General features: G+C 70.7%; 12 protein-coding genes. 5 read left to right on the top strand and 7 right to left on the bottom strand.

Annotated features, from left to right (window positions below):
- Positions 1-5: 5 nt before the first annotated feature.
- Positions 6-1,106, bottom strand: coding sequence for a crosslink repair DNA glycosylase YcaQ family protein (locus AB0M51_RS12985; protein ID WP_363749347.1), 1,101 nt, complete (start codon positions 1,104-1,106; stop codon positions 6-8).
- Between the two features lie 151 nt (positions 1,107-1,257).
- Here AB0M51_RS12985 and AB0M51_RS12980 point away from each other — a divergent pair, with 151 nt between their 5' ends.
- Positions 1,258-1,512, top strand: coding sequence for a hypothetical protein (locus tag AB0M51_RS12980; RefSeq protein WP_344187614.1), 255 nt, complete (start codon positions 1,258-1,260; stop codon positions 1,510-1,512).
- Between the two features lie 35 nt (positions 1,513-1,547).
- On the opposite strand, the gene AB0M51_RS12975 is transcribed toward AB0M51_RS12980, so the two are convergent.
- The 3 genes from AB0M51_RS12975 to AB0M51_RS12965 are packed head-to-tail and all read right to left on the bottom strand — an operon-like array spanning position 1,548 to position 5,707.
- On the bottom strand, positions 1,548-3,917 hold the full coding sequence (locus AB0M51_RS12975) for a glycoside hydrolase family 65 protein (protein WP_363749345.1): 2,370 nt from the start codon (positions 3,915-3,917) through the stop codon (positions 1,548-1,550).
- Complete coding sequence (locus tag AB0M51_RS12970) at positions 3,914-4,657, bottom strand: beta-phosphoglucomutase family hydrolase (RefSeq protein ID WP_344187616.1); 744 nt, start codon at positions 4,655-4,657, stop codon at positions 3,914-3,916. Before AB0M51_RS12970 ends, AB0M51_RS12975 begins: the two co-directional genes overlap by 4 nt.
- Before the next feature lie 60 nt (positions 4,658-4,717).
- The gene (locus AB0M51_RS12965) at positions 4,718-5,707 is read right to left on the bottom strand and encodes an acetylxylan esterase (protein ID WP_363749343.1); all 990 of its coding nucleotides are present in this window, start codon (positions 5,705-5,707) and stop codon (positions 4,718-4,720) included.
- Positions 5,708-5,786: 79 nt separating this feature from the next.
- Between AB0M51_RS12965 and AB0M51_RS12960 the strand changes: the two genes are divergently transcribed.
- Positions 5,787-7,241: a sulfatase gene (locus AB0M51_RS12960; RefSeq protein WP_363749341.1), complete on the top strand. Its 1,455-nt coding sequence runs from the start codon at positions 5,787-5,789 to the stop codon at positions 7,239-7,241.
- A 3-nt stretch (positions 7,242-7,244) separates the two neighbouring features.
- Here AB0M51_RS12960 and AB0M51_RS12955 read toward each other — a convergent pair whose 3' ends face one another.
- Complete coding sequence (locus tag AB0M51_RS12955) at positions 7,245-8,297, bottom strand: enolase C-terminal domain-like protein (protein ID WP_363749339.1); 1,053 nt, start codon at positions 8,295-8,297, stop codon at positions 7,245-7,247.
- Positions 8,294-9,307 carry a DUF4037 domain-containing protein gene (locus AB0M51_RS12950; protein ID WP_344187620.1) on the bottom strand — a complete coding sequence of 338 codons (1,014 nt, stop codon included), beginning with the start codon at positions 9,305-9,307 and terminating at the stop codon, positions 8,294-8,296. The genes AB0M51_RS12955 and AB0M51_RS12950 overlap by 4 nt, the downstream gene beginning before the upstream one ends.
- Before the next feature lie 37 nt (positions 9,308-9,344).
- On the opposite strand from AB0M51_RS12950, the gene AB0M51_RS12945 reads away from it, so the two are divergent.
- The 3 genes from AB0M51_RS12945 (at position 9,345) to AB0M51_RS12935 (ending at position 13,506) form a co-directional block, all read left to right on the top strand.
- On the top strand, positions 9,345-9,989 hold the full coding sequence (locus AB0M51_RS12945) for an HAD family hydrolase (RefSeq protein WP_363749337.1): 645 nt from the start codon (positions 9,345-9,347) through the stop codon (positions 9,987-9,989).
- Positions 9,990-10,067: 78 nt separating this feature from the next.
- A complete protein-coding gene (locus AB0M51_RS12940) occupies positions 10,068-10,766 on the top strand; it encodes a universal stress protein (protein WP_344187622.1) in 699 nt (232 codons plus the stop codon).
- A 31-nt stretch (positions 10,767-10,797) separates the two neighbouring features.
- Entirely contained in the window at positions 10,798-13,506 is a 2,709-nt protein-coding gene (locus AB0M51_RS12935; protein ID WP_344187623.1) for an AAA family ATPase, read from the top strand.
- Positions 13,507-13,509: 3 nt separating this feature from the next.
- Here AB0M51_RS12935 and AB0M51_RS12930 read toward each other — a convergent pair whose 3' ends face one another.
- A complete protein-coding gene (locus AB0M51_RS12930) occupies positions 13,510-14,706 on the bottom strand; it encodes an ROK family transcriptional regulator (RefSeq protein ID WP_344187624.1) in 1,197 nt (398 codons plus the stop codon).
- Positions 14,707-14,757 lie beyond the last annotated feature (51 nt).

The following is a 14,757-nucleotide window of genomic DNA, read 5'->3' as shown; positions in this document are numbered from 1 at the left end:
GCGGCTCAGCCGATGACCAGCTCGAGGCGTAGCCACTTGGCGAGGTCGCGGAGCTCGCGGTGGACGGCGGCGGTCAAGGTCTTCGAGAACGGCTCGTCCTCGTGGATCGCGGCGACCCGCAAGATGCCGGCCTTGCGGTCGGACATCGCGTCGAGCTTCCCGACCAGGCGGTCGTGGTGCAGGATCGGCAGCGCGAAGTACCCCCAGCGCCGTTTCGCGACCGGCTTGTACATCTCCAACTGGTAGTCGAACTCGAAGATCTCGGTCAGCCGCTTGCGGTCGTACACCAACCGGTCGAGGGGCGAGATGATCGCCGTCCGGCCGGTGAACGGCTGGTCGAGCAGCTCCGGGTCGATCCGCCACTCGCCGCGGACACCGTCCACGACCGCGGGCTCCCCCGCCTCGCCGGCGTCCAGCGGCTCGCCCGGGCAGGCCGGGCCCTTCGCGCGCAGCAGGCCCATCGACCGCAGCCGTTGCCGGTCCCGGGTCCGGACCGCCTCGGCGAGCGGCACCGGCGGATCGTCCGGGTAGACCCGGGACGCCAGGTCCCACAGGCGATCCCGGCCCTCGCGGCCGGCGATCGCCACCTCGCCGCGCTGCATCATGAACTCGAGCAGCTGGGACACGTTCCGGTTGTTGGTCCAGCCGCTCGACTTCCACGGCCGCACGCAGGTGTCGGGCAGCTCGCGCATCACCAACGGGCCGTCCTGGCGCAGCCGCTCGAGGATGTCGAGCCGGCAGCCCTCGTTCGCCCGGACCCAGTCGAGGCGGTACTCCTGCCAGTCGAGCGGCTCGCCGTCGGCCGGCCACGCGGCCATCTCCGCGCGGTACAACGCCAGCGTCTCCGGCATCCGGACGAATCCGCGCAGCTCGAGCAGCTCCAGCGACGCGAGCGCGTCCGCCAGCTCGGCCGGGTCGTACGACGAACCGAGCCGGCTCCAGGCGACCAGGTCCGCATTCGGAGCGACGTACGCCGTCTGGTCGAGCTGCACCGCGTTCAGCCCGCGGACCACCTCGAACAGGTCGGCCGGCCGCTCGCGGGTGAGCAGCTGCGCGCGCACGGCCAGCCGTCTGGCGTCGCGTTTCGACAGCTGATGAACAGTCACGACCCCGAGACTACGGCCCCGCCCGGACAGTATTCCGAACCCGCGGCCCAGGGTCCGGTCCGGGTCCGGTCAGGGGAAACTCCACTGCCACGAACCGCGCTCCGCCGGGAGACTCGAGACATACCGTTCGACACCTCGGAGGATCCCAGCCATGTTCGGCTTCATCATCGCCGGTCTCATCATCGGTGCACTCGCCCGGTTGTTCACCCCCGGCAAGCAGAAGCTCGGCCTGCTCGCCACGCTGCTGCTCGGCCTGGCCGGCTCGGTGATCGGCGGCACGATCGCCAGCATCCTCGGCACCGGCGGCATCTTCGAGCTGAACGTGCTCGGCTTCGTCGTCGCGGTGATCTCGTCCGTGCTGCTGGTCGGGACCGCCGAGTCGCTCGCCGCCAAGAGCAAGAACTGACCGGGAGCAAGGACTGACGACGCGAAGCGCCGTCCTCAGCCGTCCTCGTTGACCGCCATCGCCGGCCGTGGCTCACGGCCCGGCGGCTGCGGCGGCCGGGGCAGCAGGGGGCGGCGCTTCTGCAACGTCCGGACCACCGGCTGCGCCGCGGTCACGGTGATCACCTCGCCCGCGTGCCGCAACGTCATCGAGGCGTCCGGTCCGTCGTGCACGCTGTACTTCACCGCGACCGGATCGATCGCCACCTTCAGCCGGACGCCGCGCCAGCGGACGGTGAAGTTCAACCCGGCCAGCCCGATCGGCAGCGCGGGGTCGAACGACAGGATGCCTCCCTGATCGCGCAGCCCGCCGAATCCGGCCACCAGCGCGCTCCACGCACCGCCGAGCGAGGCCATGTGCAGCCCGTCGCCGGTGTTGTGGTGCAGGTTCCGCATGTCGATCAGCGCGGCCTCGTACGCGTAGTCGTACGCCAGGTCCAGATGCCCGACCTCGGCCGCCATCACCGCCTGCACGCACGCCGACAACGACGAGTCCCGCACCGTCAGCCGCTCGTAGTAGTCGAAGTTCCGCGCCTTCTCCTCGGCGGTGAAGGCGTCACCGCACCAGTACGTCGCCAGCATCAGGTCGGCCTGCTTCACCACCTGGGTCCGGTACAGCTGGAAGTACGGCGCGTGCAGCAGCAGCGGGTACTTGCCCTTGTAGGCCTCGAAGTCCCACACGGCGTACCCGGTGAAGCCCTCGGACTGCGGATGCACGCGCAGAGCCTCGTCGTACGGCACGTAGACCGCCGCCGACGCGTCCCGCCAGGACGCCTCCTCCTCGCTGTCCACGCCGAGCTCACGGGCCCTGGCCGGAAGCTTCGCGGCGATCTCCGCGGCGGACCTCAGGTTCCGGGCGGCCATCAGGTTGGTGAAAACGTTGTCGTCGGCAACGGCGCTGTACTCGTCCGGGCCGGTGACTCCGGGCAGGTGCCACTGGCCGTCGCGGTCGTGGTGCCCGAGCGACATCCACAACCGGGCGGTCTCGACGAGCAGTTCGAGCCCCGCCTCGTCGAGGAAGTGCTCGTCGCCGGTGGCCCGGTAGTACCGCATCACCGCCTCGGCGATGTCGGCGTTGATGTGAAACGCCGCCGTACCGGCCGGCCAGTACCCGGAGCATTCCTGGCCGCGGATCGTCCGCCACGGGAACGCCGCACCCTTGAAGCCCAGCTCCTCGGCGCGCTGCCGGGCCATCCGCAAGGTCGAGTGCCGCCAGCGCAGCGCGTCCGCGGCGGCGTCCGGCATCGTGTAGGTCAGCACCGGCAGGACGAAGCCCTCGGTGTCCCAGAACGTGTGCCCGTCGTACCCGGCACCGGTCAGGCCCTTCGACGGGATCGCCCGGCGCTCGGCGCGCGCCCCCGCCTGCAGTACGTGGAAGAGCGCGAAGCGCACCGCCTGCTGGAGCTCGGGATGGCCTTGTACTTCGACGTCGGCGCCGTCCCAGAAGTCGTCCAGGAACTCGATCTGCTGCTTGGTCAGCCCGTCCCAGCCGGAGAACCGGGCACTGGCGAGCGCGGCCGCGACCTGGTCCCGGATCGCGGTCTCCGAGCGCAGGCTGGACCAGCCGTACGCCAGGTACTTCACCACGCGGAGGCTCTCGCCCGGCTGCAGCTGGCAGATCACCGTGGTCCGTGCCCAGTCCTCGCGGACGTCCTGGTCCATCGCGTACCGCACCGACGTGTCGACCTCGTGCGCCATCGCGGCGGCCATCAGCTGCCGGCTACGGCTGGTGCGGTGGATCAGCACGGTGCCGTGCTCGCCGCCGTCGTGGCTGACCGGGTGCAGCGGATTGTCCAGTACGGCGGCGACCCGCGGGTCGTCGGACAGCTTGGGCTGTGTCTCGTTCGCGACCAGCTCGGACTGGATGACGAACCGGGCGGGTTGGTCGACCGGCTCCACGACGTACTCGATCGCGGCGACGGCCCGCTGGGTCAGCGAGACCAGGCGGCGGGTGCGGACCTTGATCCGCTTGCCGCCGGGCGAGGTCCAGTCGACGTCGCGCTCGAGGATGCCGGTGCGGAAGTCGAGTGAGCGCTCGTGCTTGGTCAGGAAGCCGTACCGGATGTCGAACGGCGAGTCGTCGACAAGCAGCCTGATCAGCTTGCCGTTGGTGACGTCGACGAGCGTCTGGCCGGACTCGGGGTAGCCGTAGCCGGCCTCGGCGTACGGGAGCGGGCGCTGCTCGTAGAACGAGTTCAGGTACGTGCCCGGGATCGCGTACGGCTCGCCCTCGTCGAGGTTGCCGCGGAGGCCGATGTGCCCGTTCGACAACGCGAACAGGGACTCGGACTGGGCCAGCTTGTCCATCGCGAGCCGGGTCTCCCGGAGCCGCCAGGGCTCGACCGGATGGTGACCTCGATCGATCATCGGTCCTCCAGCAGCTCGGCGAGGTCCTTGACCACGACGTCCGCGCCGTGCGACGTCAGGTCGGCGGCCTGGCCGACCCGGTCGACGCCGACCACCTGCCCGAACTTCCCGGCGCGGCCCGCGGCCACGCCCGCGAGCGCGTCCTCGAAGACGGCCGCCGCGGACGGCTCGATCCCGAACCGCTCGGCCGCGGCGAGGAACGTGTCCGGCGCCGGCTTGCCCCGCAGCCCCTCGGTGCGGATCGTGATCCCGTCGACGATCTCCTCGACGTACTGCGCCAGACCGGTGACGTCGAGGACCTCGCGGGTGTTCGCGCTGGACGACACCACGGCCCGCCGCAGGCCTGCCTCGACGGCGGCCTGGAGGTACCGCCGGGAGCCTTCGAAGACGTGCACGCCCTCGGTCCGGATCCGGCGCTGGACGGCCTCGTTCTTCCGGTTCCCGAGGCCGTTCACGGTCATCGCCGCCGGCGGGTCGTCCGGGCTGCCGTCCGGCAGCGTGATGTGCCGGGCGGCCAGGAAGTCCCGGACGCCGCTGGCCCGCGGCTTGCCGTCCACGTACGCGTCGTACTCCGCGCGGGCGTCGAACGGCACGAACGCGATGCCGTGCCGCGCCGAATACGCGCGGAGGAACTCGTCGAACATCTCTTTCCACGCCGCAGCGTGGACGGCAGCCGTATCGGTGAGCACGCCATCCAGGTCGAACAAGCAGGCCTGGATCCCCGTGGGTAGTCCGAGCATGCCGACCACACTAGGGGGTCAAGCGGTCCGGACGGCCGAAGGCAGGCTAACGGGACGCTTTCATCCGAAGATCCCGGCGAACCAGTCGAGCTGGACGGCCTGCTGGTAGGTCTGCCCGCCCTCGTGCTCGTTGTACTGGTACACCTCGATGCTCTTCTGCTCGCTCCCGTAGCTGTTGAACGCGGCGAACACGGTCGACGGCGGACAGGTCGCGTCCATCAACGCGACCGAGAACAGCGCGGGCGTCGTCGCCAGCCGGCCGAGGTTCACGCCGTCGAAGTAGCTCAGCGTGTTGTGCACGGCGTCGACGTCCTGCCGGAAACCCTTCAGGTACCGGGTGATCTCGCCGTACGGGTCCTTGTCGGTGATCTGCAGCGCACGCTGGAAGTGACAGAGGAACGGTACGTCGGGGGCGCAGCCGACCAGGTCGATCCCGGCCAGCGGAGCGAGGCCGGCCGCGGCGATCGAGATGCCGCCGCCCTGGCTGCCGCCGCTGACCGCCAGCTTCTCCGGGTCGACGAACGGCGACGCCTTCGCGGCTTCCAGCGCCCGGACCGCGTCGATGTACACGCGGCGGTAGTAGTACGTCTCCGGGTCGGTGATGCCCGCGGTCATGAACCCCGGCGTGTGATTGAGACCGGCGTACGGCGTGTCGTCCGGGGTGCTGTCGAAGCCGCCCTGGCTGTAGCCCTGGCCGCGGGTGTCCATCACGAAGTGCGCGTACCCGGCCTGTGCCCACAGGGTGGTCGAGTGCGGCAGGCCGCGCCCGCCGCTGTAGCCGTGGTACTGCACCACGGTCGGCAGCGGTCCCTCGGCACCGGCCGGCACGTGCAGCCAGCCCTTCACCGGAGTGCCGCCGAAGCCGGCGTAGGTGACGTCGTAGGTGTCGACGACCGCGAGCTTGTTGTCGATCGCGGTGAACGTGGCGGACAGGTCGTCGGTGCGCGCCTTCTCGATCGAGCGGCGCCAGAAGTCGACCAGGTCGGCGGGCGCGGCCACCTCGGGCCGGTACTCGCGGAGCTTGTCGAGGGAAAGGTCGAACATGGCCATGACCGGTAAACCTACGCCCAGCGGGCACCCGCAGGAAAGCGGTGTCCAGATCCGGTCGCGGCTGTACTACGGTGGGTCGATGCCGACCCCGAACATCGTCTTCGTGATGTCCGACGACCACGCCGCGCACGCCATCTCGGCGTACGGCAGCAAGGTCAACAGCACGCCGCACCTGGACCGGATCGCGCGCGACGGCGTGCGGATGGACGCGACGTACTGCACGAACTCGATCTGCTCGCCGTCGCGGGCCTCGATCCTGACCGGGACGTACAGCCACGTGAACGGGGTCGCGTCGATCTACACCCAGACCGACTACCGGGTGCCGACGATCGCGGAGGTGCTGCAGGACGCCGGGTACCAGACCGCGCTGTTCGGCAAGTGGCACCTGGGTCAGCGGCCGGAGGCGGCGCCGCGGCACTTCGACGACTGGCGGGTGTTCCCGGACCAGGGCGAGTACGTCGACCCCGTGATGATCGGGCCGGACGGGCCCGAGACGGTGCCCGGCTACGCGACCGACATCGTCACCGACCAGAGCATCGACTGGCTCCGGCGGCGAGACCCGGACCGGCCGTTCATGCTGCTGGTCCACCACAAGGCGCCGCATCGGCCCTGGGTCCCGGACGAGAAGCACAAGCACCTGTACCCGGTCGGGTCGATCCCGGAGCCGAGCACGCTGCTCGACGACTACTCGACGCGCAGCAAGGCCGTTCGCGCGGTGACGATGTCCGTGGCCGACGACCTCGACGAGACCGAGCTCGGCGAACCGACGCCGCCGGAGCTGGAGGGACCCGAGAACCGTGACGAGCGGATCCGGTGGAAGTACCAGCGTTACCTCCGCGACTACCTGCAGTGCGTGCAGTCGATCGACGACAACGTCGGCCGGCTGCTCGACGTACTGGACGAGGAGGGGCTGTCGGACAACACAGTCGTCGTGTACACGTCCGACCAGGGGTTCTTCCTCGGCGACCACGGGTGGTACGACAAGCGGCTGATGTTCGACCAGTCGCTGCAGATGCCGATGATGATCCGCTGGCCGTCGGTCATCCCGGCAGGCGCCACCTGCGACGACATCGTGACCAACGTGGACTTCGCGGCGACCTTCCTGGAGATGGCCGGCCTCGCCGCGGCCGAGGTCCTTCCGACGTCGCAGGGCCGCAGCTTCCTGCCGCTGCTGCGCGGCGAGAAGGTCGCCGACTGGCCGACGGCGATGTACTACCGCTACTGGGAACACGACGACCCGAACCACCACGCTCCCGCGCACTACGGCGTCCGGACCAAGGACCACAAGCTCATCCACTACTACGGCGCCGGCATGGGCGTCCCCGGCTCGTCGGACCGGGTGTTCGACCCGGAGTGGGAGCTGTACGACCTGCGAAAGGACCCGGAGGAGCTCCTCAACGTCGCCGACGACCCGTCGTACGCCGAGACGCGCGCAGCGCTGACCGCACAACTGGCCGAGCTGCAGCAGCACTACGCGGACCTGCCGTACGAAGGCCCGTCGACACCCGCGCCGACCTGGCCCTGGACCGACTGAGTACTACGGCAACTCCAGGCCGAAGCCCGGGTCGTCGGTGAGGACCACGTGGCCGTCTTCGAGGGTGTAGGCGCCGGGGCCGGGGACGCCTTCGACGATGGGGGTGTTGCCGAGGCCGGCGGAGAGGTGGGCGGCGTACAGGGTCTTGAGTGGGAGGCCCCAGGCGTGGGGTGAGGCTTCGGACTTCAGCAGGGGCATCGTCCGGCGCCAGGCGGTGAGGCCGTGGCCGATGACGTCCATGAGCGCGACGTCCACAAGGCCCTCGGCTGCCAAGGCGACGACGTGGTCGACGTCCGGGTCGTACTCGCCGTCGGCGATCCGGATCGGTCCGCCGTTCAGGTGTTCGCGCAGGGCCTGCAGGTCGGGGCGGCGTTCGGGGAACGGCTCCTCGATCCAGTACAGGCCGCAGTCCGCGACCGCGTCGACGTACTCGAAGAGGCCGTTCAGGGTGAAGCCGTCGTTGCCGTCGACCAGGATCGCTGCGTCGGGGTAGAGCTCGCGGGTCAGCCGGGTGACCTCGATGTCGCGCCGCAGTCCGGCCCGCGGGTCCATCCACCGGTGGCCGCGGCCGATCTTCAGCTTGAAGTCGCGGAACCCGAACGCGTGGTCCTGCGCGAGGTTCGCGCGGATCGCGTCCAACCCGCCGTCCGGCCCACTGTCTGGCCCGCCGTCCAGGTCGTCGAAGTAGATGCCGCCGCTGTAGCACCGCACCCGCGGCGACCCGGCGCCGCCGAGCATCGCGTACACCGGCAGCTCGAGGATCCGTGCCGCCAGGTCGTGCAGCGGGTAGTCGAGGAACTCCGCCGCCGGGTCGACCACGCCGCGCTCCGGGTCGATCAGCTCCGCCAGCGGCCGGCCGATCAGCGGTCCGGGGTCCCCGTCCGACAACGGCAGCCCCCAGCCGGTCGCGCCGCGGTCCGTCTCGACGACGTACGCCGTGAAGCTGCCGCCGCTCCCGTGGCTACCGAGGAAGGAGTTCCGCCCGACGGTCCGCAGGTACTCGTACCCGAGCCGTACGGTCGTGACCGAGCTGATGGTGTGTTTCGTCAACGTCACTGGAAGACCTCCACGAGCCGGCGGTAGGCGGACGGGTTGCTCAGTACGTCGGTGCTGTCCACGAACTGGTCGATCGACCCGATCGGCCCGACGCGCTTCAGCCGCGGGTCCGACACCGTCGCATGACACGCCTCCGCGAACCGCGCGGCGTCCAGGACCAGTGCGGGACGGTCGAAGAACGGCCGCGGCTCCGGGTCGAGCCCGGGCGTGATCCCCAGCGCGTTGTGCCGCTCGGCGACCAGCCGGTACGCCGTGACCAGCGCGCGCTCGCGGTCCGCGAAGTTGCCCGCGGCAACCGTCTCCGCGAGCGCCCGGTCCAGCCCGTCCGGATGCCCCAGCCGGGCGAACGCCGTACCCAGCCATTTCGTGTACGGCGCATAGGTGCGGGACTGCAGCAACGCGAGCCGCAGCACCTCCCGGGCGAGCCGGGCCGCGACGATCCGGGACCCCAGCTCGTCGCCGACCTCGTGGGTCCGCTGCATGAACGGCTCCTCCTGCGAGATCCGGGTCCACTGGCAGGCCATCAGCCAGCGCCAGATCTCGTCCGGATACCAGGCCAACGCTGCACGCACCGGCGCGAGCCGGCCGTCGTCGGCGTACACCTGCCCTTTGACCACGCCGAGGAACTGCTGCTGCGGTGTGACCAGCCAGTCGTCCACACCGATGCCTTGTGTCGCGTCGAAGCCGAGATGTCCACACAACCAGTCACTCAGCCGTGCCACGGTAACGCGGTGCTCCACAGCGTGCACAGAGGACCCGAACCGGACCGGGTAGCCGCGGTACTCGTCCGGCAGCACCGCCTCGATCTGCTTGCGGACAGTCTCCGGTTCGTCCACCAGGACCACCAGCCGCGGACCCCAGTCGTGGTCCATCGAGCGTTCGGTGTCGTAGCCGAGCACGTCGGATCCCCAGCCGAGCAAACCGGCCGCATGGCCGGTGCTGCCGAGCACAGGGGCGACTACGTCCGCGTAGAACCCAGCCGACAGCTCCTGTGCGGGGAGGAAAGCCATGCGCACCATCCTTTCACCCCGCACTACAGTGGCGCTCGTGATTTCGCATGTGGTGTGGGACTGGAACGGGACGCTTCTCAACGACAACCACGCGGTGCTGGCAGCGGTCAACGAGGTGTGTACCGGGTTCGGCCGGCCCGAGCTGACGTGGGTCGAGTGGCAGGCCGCGTACGCGCGCCCGATGCGGCTCTCGTACGAGCAGGTCCTGGAGCGCACGCTCGACGAGGAGGAGTGGGCACAGGTCGACAAGCTCTACCACGACCGGTACGACGCGCTCCTGCACACGTGTGCCCTCGCAACCGGCGCACATGACGTACTGCGAGCTTGTGCGACCGGCGGGCGGACACAGTCGCTGCTGTCGATGTGGTTCCACTCCCGGCTCACACCGACCGTGGAGCTGTACGGGCTCACGCAGTACTTCACCCGCGTCGACGGCCTGCCCGGTGAGGTGGGCGGCGGCTCCAAGGCGGACAGCCTCGCCCGGCACCTCCAGGAGCAGCAGCTGGACCCGGCGTCCGTCGTACTGATCGGTGACGTCGTCGACGACGCCAACGCGGCCCAAGCAGCCGGTACGCAGTGTGTCCTGGTGACTACCGGCGCGATGACCCGCGAGGCATTGCTGGCCACGGGAGCACCGGTCACTGGCTCCATCACGGAGGCCCTGCAACTGCTGGACACGTGAGTCCGCCCGTGGTTCTCCCTGGTGTGATGCACCCACCTGCGACGAGACGGTGGTGCCACACGAAAGGGAGGCACCCCAATGACGCGCGTGGTGGTCTTAGTCGAGCAGGACAGCCAGGACACCCTGGACTGGGCCGCAGCCGAGGCAGCGGCTCGTAGCGCCGAGCTCCGCGTTGTGTACGCGTTCCCCTGGACGCACCCGCTCGACGCGTTCGATGAGCTGTCGGTCGACGAACGGGACCTGGAGGCGGCCGACACAGTCGTGCGGGACGCCGTCGAGTACGTCCGGGGCCTGTTCCCGAGCCTGCATGTCTCCTCGACGGTGTTCCCGGGCCGCCCGCTGACCGCGCTCCTCAACGAGGCGCGTGAGACCGCCGGGGCGCTGGTGGTCATCGGGCACGGGCGACGGTACGAGCGGAAGCTCGCCCGCCGGCTGGCCCGCCGTACGACGGCCTCGCTCGCGGTCGTCGGGCTGACCCGGGACCGTACGACCGGCCCGTCCGTCGGCCGGGTCGTGGTCGCCGTCGACGGTGACTCCGACGCCCTGGGCTTCGCTTTCGGTGCGGCGCGTCGCCGAGGCACCGGCCTGACCGTGGTGGGTCCGGACGACGTCAGCGCATGGCAGACGGTCTATCCGGAGGTCGACGTGCGGCACAGGACGGACGACGGGACCGGCACCGTACTCGTCGAATCCGCAGCGGCCGCCCTGACCGTGCTGACACTCCGCGACGACGGCGGGGTCTCCCGGCTCGCCCGCGGCCCGGTGGTGCTGGTCTGACCCGTGGGCCCGACCGTTTACGCTGGCGGGCGTGGTGGGGAATCAAGGGCTTCGCGGGCGGCGGCACGAGACCGAGGTATTGGCCGCGCTGGTTGGTGAGACCAGGGGTGGGCGTAGTCAGGTGCTGGTGCTCACCGGCGAGGCCGGGGTCGGGAAGTCGGCGCTGCTGGAGGCGCTGGTCGCCGCAGCCGACGGGTGCCGGGTCACGCGGACGGCCGGGATCGAGTCCGAGATGGAGCTCGCGTACGCCGGGCTGCATCAGCTCTGCCTGCCCTTCCTGGACAACCTCGAGCGGTTGCCGGATCCGCAGCGGGACGCGCTCGGTACGGCGTTCGGCCTGCGGAGCGGACCTACTCCGGACCGGTTCCTGATCGGGCTCGCGGTACTCAACCTGCTGGCTTCCGGTGAGCAGCCGGTCGTGTGTGTGGTCGACGACGCGCAGTGGCTGGATCTGATGTCCGCGCGGATCCTGGCGTTCGTCGCGCGCCGGCTCGCGGCCGAGTCGGTGGCGATGGTGTTCGCGGTCCGGGACGGGATCGCGCACGAGTTCGAGGGTCTGCCCGAGTTGCCGGTCCGCGGCCTGGACGACGCCGACGCGCGGGCGCTGCTCGAGTCCGTGCTCCCCGGGCCGATCGACCCGCGCGTCCGCGACCGGATCGTCGCCGAGACCCGCGGCAACCCGCTCGCGCTGCTCGAGCTCCCACGCGCCTGGACCGCGGCCGAGCTGGCCGACGGCTTGGTCACGGGCACGCTCACCGGGCGGATCGAAGACGGCTTCGTGCGTCGCGTCGAGGCCCTGCCGACCGAGACCCGCCTCCTCCTGCTCACCGCGGCCGCGGAGCCGCTCGGCGACCCGACCCTGTTGTGGCGAGCCGCCGAGCAACTCGGGATCGGTACGGACGCGGCCGCCGAGGCGATCGAGTCCGGGCTGATCGAGTTCGACCAGCACATCCGGTTCCGGCATCCGTTGGTGCGGTCGGCGGCGTACCGGACGGCGACTCCGCAGCAGCGGCTCGCGGTCCATCGGGCGCTCGCGGCGGTGACCGACCCGGAGACCGACCCGGACCGGCGCGCGTGGCACCGCGCGCAGGCGGCGGTGACGCCGGACGAGGACGTCGCCGCCGACCTGGAGCGGTCCGCGGCCAGGGCGCGGGCCCGCGGCGGGTTCTTTGCCGCCGGCATCTTCCTGGAACGCGCGGCCGCGCTGACGATCGACCCGGACCGGCGGGCCGACCGCGTGCTGGCCGCCGCGACCGCGAAGCGCACCGCGGGCGCGCTCGACTCCGCGCTCGACCTCCTCGGCGGGGCAGCCGCGGGTCCGGCGAACCCGGTCCGAGAGGCCGAGATCACCCGACTGCGCGGCGAGATCGCGTTCGACCGCGGGCACGCCGTCGAGGCCGCCCGTACGTTGGTCGAAGCCGCGAAACGACTCGAGCCGCACGACCATGACCAGGCCCGCGTCGCGTACCTCGAGGCGATGTCGGCGGCCATCTGGGCCAGCGGACCCGAAACCCCCGGCATCCTCACCGAGATCGCCACCGCGGCCCCGGCGCCGCACAGTTCCCTCGCTCCGGCCGGCGATCTGCTGCTGCAGGCGTTGGCCGTTCGCTTCACTCGTGGGTACGCCGAAGCCGCGCCGCAGTTGCTGCGAGCACTCGACCACGCCCGCGAAGGCGAGGCGGAAGACGGCTGGCTCTGGCTGGCCGGGAACCGGGCGAGCGGCATCGTCGCGATCGACCTCTGGGACCTCGACACCGCACTCGAACTCGCCGCCCGCCACGAACGCGCCGCCCGCGACAGCGGGGCCCTGGTCCAACTCCAGTGGGCGCTGAACTTCCGCGCCAACGTCGTCTCGATGACCGGCGATCTGACCGCCGCCGCGGCGTACGTCGACGAGGAACGTCGGCTCGCGATCGCCTCCGGCAACCGCGTCCTCGGCATCGGCGCCATGCAGCTCGAAGCCCTCCGCGGCGACGAGTCCGCCGCCCAGCCCCTCGTCGACGCGATGATCCGCGACGCCCGCGCCCAGGAACAGGGCCGGATGACCGCGATCGCGACGTACACCAGCGCCCTCCTCAACAACGGACTGGCCCGCTACGAGACCGCCCGCGACGCCGCACTCCAGGTCTTCGAACAGGACCCCGTCGCGTACGGCGCACTCGTCGTCGGCGAACTCGCCGAAGCCGCCTCCCGGACCGGCGACACCAAACTCGTCGAGACCACGCTCACCTGGCTCACCGACCGGGTGGCCGCCGTCCCGACCGACTGGTCGCTCGGGATGCGGGCCCGTGCCCAGGCGCTGCTGAGCAACGACGAATCGGCGTACCGCGCCTCCATCGACCATCTCGGCCGTACGGCGCTCCGCCTGGAGACGGCCCGCGCCGAACTCCTGTACGGCGAATGGCTCCGCCGCGAAGGCCGCCGTCAGGACGCCCGCGTGCACCTCCGCACCGCCCACGAACAACTGACCGCGATGGGCACCGCCGCCTTCGCTGACCGCGCCCGCCACGAACTCCTCGCCACCGGTGAAACGGTCCGCAAGCGCACCCCCGAGACCACCAACGACCTGACCGCCCAGGAAGCCCAGATCGCCGGCCTGGCCCGCGACGGCCTCACCAACCCGGAGATCGCAGCCCAGCTCTTCATCAGCCCCCGCACCGTCGAATGGCACCTCCGCAAGACCTTCGCCAAACTCGGCATCACCTCCCGCCGCCAACTCCGCACGGCCCTCGCGCGGTAACCCCTACGCGGACTGCAGCGTGAGCAGGTAGGCGTCCACCGCGGACGGGCTCAACGCGTGCTCGACCACCACCATCGCCGCGCCGTACAGACCGGCGTCGGCGCCCATCGTGGCCGGTTCGATCCGTACGTCGCCTGCCGGGCCGGACTGCGCCGAGCGGGCGATGCTCTCCCGGATCCCGGCGATCAGCTGCTCCTCGGCCTCGGCGAGATAGCCCCAGAGGCTGATCACGCCCGGGTTCAGCAGGTTCACCACGCTCGCCAGCACTTCCCCGAGGTCCCGCCCGGCCATCCGCACGGCGTGACCCGCCTCGACGTCGCCGGACCTGGCCAGTGCGGCGACGGCGCGCGCGTTCGGAGCGTCGAGGCCCCGTGCCCGCAGTTGTTTCGCCAGTGCGGCACCGCTGGCAACGGCGTTCAGGCAGCCCACGTTGCCGCAGCTGCAGGGCTCCTGTGAGCCGCCGACACGCGTGTGCCCGATCTCGCCGGCCAGCTTCGAGACCCCTTGGACGACCTTGCCGTTGACAACGATCCCGCAGCCGATGACGGTGCCGACCTTGACGCTGATCAGTGTCTCGGGCTCGTCGGTCCGCGCGCAGTGCTCACCGAACGCCAGCAGGTTCACGTCGTGATCGACGAACACCGGCACCGCCAGCCAGCCCGCCAGCACATCCTGTACTGCCTCCCCCGACCAGTCGGCGCCCGGCGCGTTCGTGGCCAGCTCGATCCGAGCGGGCATCCCGACCCCGATACCGTGCACCTTGGCGGTCTCGACGCCGAGCTGATCGAGGAGCCGCCCGAAGTCCTCGATCACCACGCCCAGCACCGGTACGGCTCCACTCGTCACGTCGATATCCGTCATCCGGCTCGCGAGGATCTCGCCGGACAGATCGGTGACCGCCGTACGGACACCGGAGATCCCGAGCTGGGCCGCGAGCGTCACACCGGATCGCGGGTTGAAGCTCAGCGTCGACGCCGGCCGGCCGCGGGACCCGACGGCGGTCGGGCCGTCCAGCGTCAGCATCCCGGAAGCGAGCAGCAGCTCCAGCCGGTCGTTCACCGTCGAGCGGGCGATGCCGAGCTGGTCCGCCAGTTGGCCGGTCGTGTTCGCGTCGCCGCGGCGGACGAGCTCGAGGATCTCGCCGGCGCGCACGATGCGGGACGGCGGGATCCGCCTCCGGGCGGGCTCTGTGCTGCTCATCGATTCTCCTCTGCAACCGCGATGTGTCAGCGTACGACGGCTTAATTATGC

This window comes from Kribbella sp. NPDC051137 (assembly GCF_040682535.1).
Lineage (GTDB): Bacteria > Actinomycetota > Actinomycetes > Propionibacteriales > Kribbellaceae > Kribbella > Kribbella karoonensis.
This window is presented reverse-complemented; position numbering and strand designations above follow the sequence as displayed.

Excerpts from the sequence above, each read along its gene's own strand:
- AB0M51_RS12980 (WP_344187614.1), top strand. The coding sequence starts at position 1,258 with ATGTTCGGCTTCATCATCGCCGGTCTCATCATCGGTGCACTCGCCCGG.
- AB0M51_RS12975 (WP_363749345.1), bottom strand. The coding sequence starts at position 3,917 with ATGATCGATCGAGGTCACCATCCGGTCGAGCCCTGGCGGCTCCGGGAG.
- AB0M51_RS12970 (WP_344187616.1), bottom strand. The coding sequence starts at position 4,657 with ATGCTCGGACTACCCACGGGGATCCAGGCCTGCTTGTTCGACCTGGAT.
- AB0M51_RS12965 (WP_363749343.1), bottom strand. The coding sequence starts at position 5,707 with ATGGCCATGTTCGACCTTTCCCTCGACAAGCTCCGCGAGTACCGGCCC.
- AB0M51_RS12960 (WP_363749341.1), top strand. The coding sequence starts at position 5,787 with ATGCCGACCCCGAACATCGTCTTCGTGATGTCCGACGACCACGCCGCG.
- AB0M51_RS12950 (WP_344187620.1), bottom strand. The coding sequence starts at position 9,307 with ATGGCTTTCCTCCCCGCACAGGAGCTGTCGGCTGGGTTCTACGCGGAC.
- AB0M51_RS12940 (WP_344187622.1), top strand. The coding sequence starts at position 10,068 with ATGACGCGCGTGGTGGTCTTAGTCGAGCAGGACAGCCAGGACACCCTG.
- AB0M51_RS12930 (WP_344187624.1), bottom strand. The coding sequence starts at position 14,706 with ATGAGCAGCACAGAGCCCGCCCGGAGGCGGATCCCGCCGTCCCGCATC.